This window comes from Christensenella sp., from assembly GCF_034927525.1.
GTDB lineage: Bacteria > Bacillota > Clostridia > Christensenellales > Christensenellaceae > Christensenella.
Window position 1 is genome coordinate 1 of the sequence record NZ_JAYFPU010000022.1, and the last position, 3,089, is coordinate 3,089.

The window sequence follows — 3,089 nt, forward strand, 5'->3', positions numbered from 1 at the left end:
TGTGGATATATAAAGGCGAGATTCTTGGAAATCCGCTGGCTGAGAGGGCAAAACCTTCGACAGTAGTGGAAGGAGGCAGAAAAAATGTTAATGCCAAAAAGGGTTAAGCGCAGAAGACAGTTCAGAGGACGCATGAAGGGTAAGGCGCTTCGCGGAAATACGATTTCTTACGGCGATTATGGTTTGGTGGCGCAGGAGCCTGGCTGGATCAAATCCAACCAGATCGAAGCTGCCCGTGTCGCTATGACGAGATATATCAAGAGGGGCGGACAGGTTTGGATCAAAATCTTCCCGCACAAGCCGGTTACTGAAAAACCCGCTGAGACTCGTATGGGTAGCGGTAAAGGTTCTCCGGAATACTGGGTAGCGGTCGTAAAGCCGGGCAGGGTCATGTTTGAGCTTGCAGGCGTATCAGAAGAAGTTGCAAGAGCGGCGCTTACGCGTGCCGCGCACAAGCTTCCGATCAAGTGTAAATTTGCGATCAAGCAGACAAATAACGAAGCAGGTGGTGAGCAGGATGAAGGCTAAGGATATACGTGAACTCAATAAAGACGAGCTGAACACGAAGCTGAATGATCTGAAATCGGAATTTTTCAACCTGCGGTTCCAGCTCGCGACTGGCCAACTCAATAATCCTTCCAGCATCAAGCATGTAAAAAAGGATATCGCGAGAGTAAAGACCATTTTGATGGAAATGGAATTAAACCAGAAGGTTGCCGAGTAAGTAGTGAAGGAGGACGTCTTCAATGAGTGAAGAGACAAGAGGTTACCGTAAAGAGAGAATCGGTACGGTTGTAAGCGATAAAATGGATAAAACCATCGTCGTCGCAATAAAGAGCAGAAAAACGCATCCCTTGTATGGAAAGACAATCAACTACACCAACAAGCTGAAAGCACATGACGAGAATAACGAGTGTGGTATCGGCGACACGGTGAAGGTGATGGAAACAAGACCGCTTTCAAAGGACAAGAGATGGAGATTGGTTCAGATTATAGAAAAGGCGAAATAAACTTTTCTGTTAACTAAGGAGGAGTCAGGATGATACAGCCAGAGACACGCTTAAAGGTTGCAGACAATTCAGGCGCAAAAGTGATCCAATGCATCCGTGTGATGGGCGGTTCCGTTAAGAAAACGGCGAACATCGGCGATGTGATCGTTGCATCTGTAAAATCGGCGACACCGGGCGGCGTTGTAAAGAAAAAAGACGTTGTAAAGGCCGTCATCGTTCGTTCCGTTAGCGGAGCGAGAAGACCGGACGGTTCTCACATAAGATTTGATGAAAATGCGGCAGTGATTATTGATGCCAATAAGCAGCCGAAAGGCACCCGTATCTTCGGGCCTGTTGCAAGGGAGCTTCGCGACCGCGATTATATGAAAATCGTATCGCTTGCCCCGGAAGTTCTGTAAGGAGGAGATAGCGCATGAATACACTGAATATTAAAAAAGGCGATACAGCGGTTGTCATCTCCGGTAAAGAAAAAGGCAAGGAAGCAAAAGTCCTTCGCGTGATTCCCGCAAAAAACCGTGTGATTTTGGAAAAGGTCAATATGCTGACAAAGCATAAAAAGCCGAAAAACCAGACGACACCAGGCGGAATTATTAAGCAGGAAGGCCCGATCGACGCTTCCAACGTAATGGTCGTTTGTCCGAAGTGCTCCAAGGCTACAAGAGTTGGGCACGAAATCAAAAACGGCGAGAAGACCCGCGTTTGCAAAAAATGCGGCGCACAACTGTAGGGTGAAGGGAGGTTTTATCTGATATGCCTAGATTAAAAGATACATACAAAGCGGATATCGTTCCCGCTATGATGCAGAAATTTGAATACAAAAACGTCAATCAGGTTCCCCGGCTCGAAAAAGTTGTGATTAACTTAGGGCTTGGAGAAGCAAAAGATAACCCGAAGGTCCTTGACTCCGCAGTGGAAGATTTGACGACTATTTCCGGACAGAAGCCGGTGGTTACGGTGGCCAAGAAATCCGTTGCTAACTTTAAGCTTCGTGAAGGAATGAAAATCGGCGCGAAAGTGACTTTACGAGGCGACAGGATGTACGAATTCATCGATAAGCTGATTTCGATCGCGATGCCGCGTGTTCGTGACTTCCGTGGTCTTTCTCCGAAATCCTTTGACGGCAGAGGCAATTTCGCAATGGGCTTCAAAGAACAGCTGGTGTTCCCCGAAATCGAGTATGATAAGGTGGATGCAATCCGCGGCATGGACATCATCGTGGTGACAACGGCCGGAACGGACGAAGAAGCTAGGGAACTGCTTACCCATATGGGTATGCCGTTTGCTCACTAAGGAGGAGAACAATGGCGAAGAAAAGCATGATCATAAAACAGCAAAGAGGTTCCAAATTCTCCACACGCAATTACACAAGATGCCGTATTTGCGGGAGACCTCACTCTGTGCTGAAAAAATACGGCATTTGCCGTGTTTGCTTTCGCGAGCTTGCATACCGTGGTCAGATTCCCGGTGTGAGAAAAGCAAGCTGGTAATCTTTTAGGAAGGTAAAGGAGGAAAACACATGCCGGTTACAGATTCTGTAGCAGATATGCTAACACGCATCCGCAATGGCCTCATCGCGAAGCACGATACGGTGGACGTACCCGCTTCCAACATGAAAAAAGCAATCGGACAGATTTTGCTTGAAGAAGGCTATATCAAAGGCTGCGAATTTATAGATGACGGCGTGCAGGGCACGCTGAGAGTGAAACTGAAATACGGTCCGAATGGCGAAAAAGTCATTACGGGGCTGAAGAAAATCTCCAAGCCCGGTCTGCGCGTGTATGCAAGACACGACAAGCTGCCGCGCGTTCTTAACGGACTTGGTATCGCTATTATTTCTACGTCCAAGGGCGTGATCACGGACGCACAGGCGCGCCGCGACGCGGTAGGCGGAGAAGTAATTGCCTACATCTGGTAGTGGGAGGATAAACAAATGTCGAGAATAGGACAAATGCCTATCGACTTGCCTTCCGGCGTTACCATAGCGCAGGCGGACGGCGAAGTGACCGTAAAAGGTAAGAATGGCGAATTAAAGTCGAAATTTGATAAGAAGATGACGATCAAGCAGGAAGGCGAGCAGCT

At 47.9% G+C, this 3,089-nt stretch carries 8 protein-coding genes; all 8 read left to right on the forward strand.

What is annotated here, in order from left to right; genetic code table 11:
• Positions 1-84: 84 nt before the first annotated feature.
• Genes rplP through rpsH form a run of 8 tightly spaced genes read left to right on the forward strand, consistent with a single transcriptional unit; the run spans position 85 to position 2,925 of the window.
• Positions 85-528, forward strand: a complete 444-nt coding sequence (gene rplP, locus VB081_RS00745) for a 50S ribosomal protein L16 (protein ID WP_323398958.1) — start codon at positions 85-87, stop codon at positions 526-528.
• Complete coding sequence (gene rpmC / locus VB081_RS00750; protein ID WP_323398959.1) at positions 518-724, forward strand: 50S ribosomal protein L29; 207 nt, start codon at positions 518-520, stop codon at positions 722-724. Before rplP ends, rpmC begins: the two co-directional genes overlap by 11 nt.
• Positions 725-746: 22 nt before the next feature.
• Positions 747-1,010 (forward strand): 30S ribosomal protein S17, encoded by a 264-nt coding sequence (gene rpsQ, locus VB081_RS00755; RefSeq protein ID WP_323398960.1) that lies wholly within the window; start codon positions 747-749, stop codon positions 1,008-1,010.
• A 29-nt stretch (positions 1,011-1,039) separates the two neighbouring features.
• Positions 1,040-1,408: a 50S ribosomal protein L14 gene (rplN, locus tag VB081_RS00760; RefSeq protein WP_323398961.1), complete on the forward strand. Its 369-nt coding sequence runs from the start codon at positions 1,040-1,042 to the stop codon at positions 1,406-1,408.
• 14 nt (positions 1,409-1,422) lie between these two features.
• The gene (rplX, locus tag VB081_RS00765) at positions 1,423-1,737 is read left to right on the forward strand and encodes a 50S ribosomal protein L24 (protein WP_323398962.1); all 315 of its coding nucleotides are present in this window, start codon (positions 1,423-1,425) and stop codon (positions 1,735-1,737) included.
• Positions 1,738-1,760: 23 nt separating this feature from the next.
• A complete protein-coding gene (gene rplE / locus VB081_RS00770; protein ID WP_323398963.1) occupies positions 1,761-2,300 on the forward strand; it encodes a 50S ribosomal protein L5 in 540 nt (179 codons plus the stop codon).
• 11 nt (positions 2,301-2,311) lie between these two features.
• Positions 2,312-2,497, forward strand: coding sequence for a type Z 30S ribosomal protein S14 (locus VB081_RS00775; protein WP_323398964.1), 186 nt, complete (start codon positions 2,312-2,314; stop codon positions 2,495-2,497).
• A 29-nt stretch (positions 2,498-2,526) separates the two neighbouring features.
• A complete protein-coding gene (rpsH, locus tag VB081_RS00780; RefSeq protein WP_323398965.1) occupies positions 2,527-2,925 on the forward strand; it encodes a 30S ribosomal protein S8 in 399 nt (132 codons plus the stop codon).
• Positions 2,926-3,089 lie beyond the last annotated feature (164 nt).

Excerpts from the sequence above, each read along its gene's own strand:
- rplP (WP_323398958.1), top strand. The coding sequence starts at position 85 with ATGTTAATGCCAAAAAGGGTTAAGCGCAGAAGACAGTTCAGAGGACGC.
- rpmC (WP_323398959.1), top strand. The coding sequence starts at position 518 with ATGAAGGCTAAGGATATACGTGAACTCAATAAAGACGAGCTGAACACG.
- rpsQ (WP_323398960.1), top strand. The coding sequence starts at position 747 with ATGAGTGAAGAGACAAGAGGTTACCGTAAAGAGAGAATCGGTACGGTT.
- rplN (WP_323398961.1), top strand. The coding sequence starts at position 1,040 with ATGATACAGCCAGAGACACGCTTAAAGGTTGCAGACAATTCAGGCGCA.
- rplX (WP_323398962.1), top strand. The coding sequence starts at position 1,423 with ATGAATACACTGAATATTAAAAAAGGCGATACAGCGGTTGTCATCTCC.
- rplE (WP_323398963.1), top strand. The coding sequence starts at position 1,761 with ATGCCTAGATTAAAAGATACATACAAAGCGGATATCGTTCCCGCTATG.
- VB081_RS00775 (WP_323398964.1), top strand. The coding sequence starts at position 2,312 with ATGGCGAAGAAAAGCATGATCATAAAACAGCAAAGAGGTTCCAAATTC.
- rpsH (WP_323398965.1), top strand. The coding sequence starts at position 2,527 with ATGCCGGTTACAGATTCTGTAGCAGATATGCTAACACGCATCCGCAAT.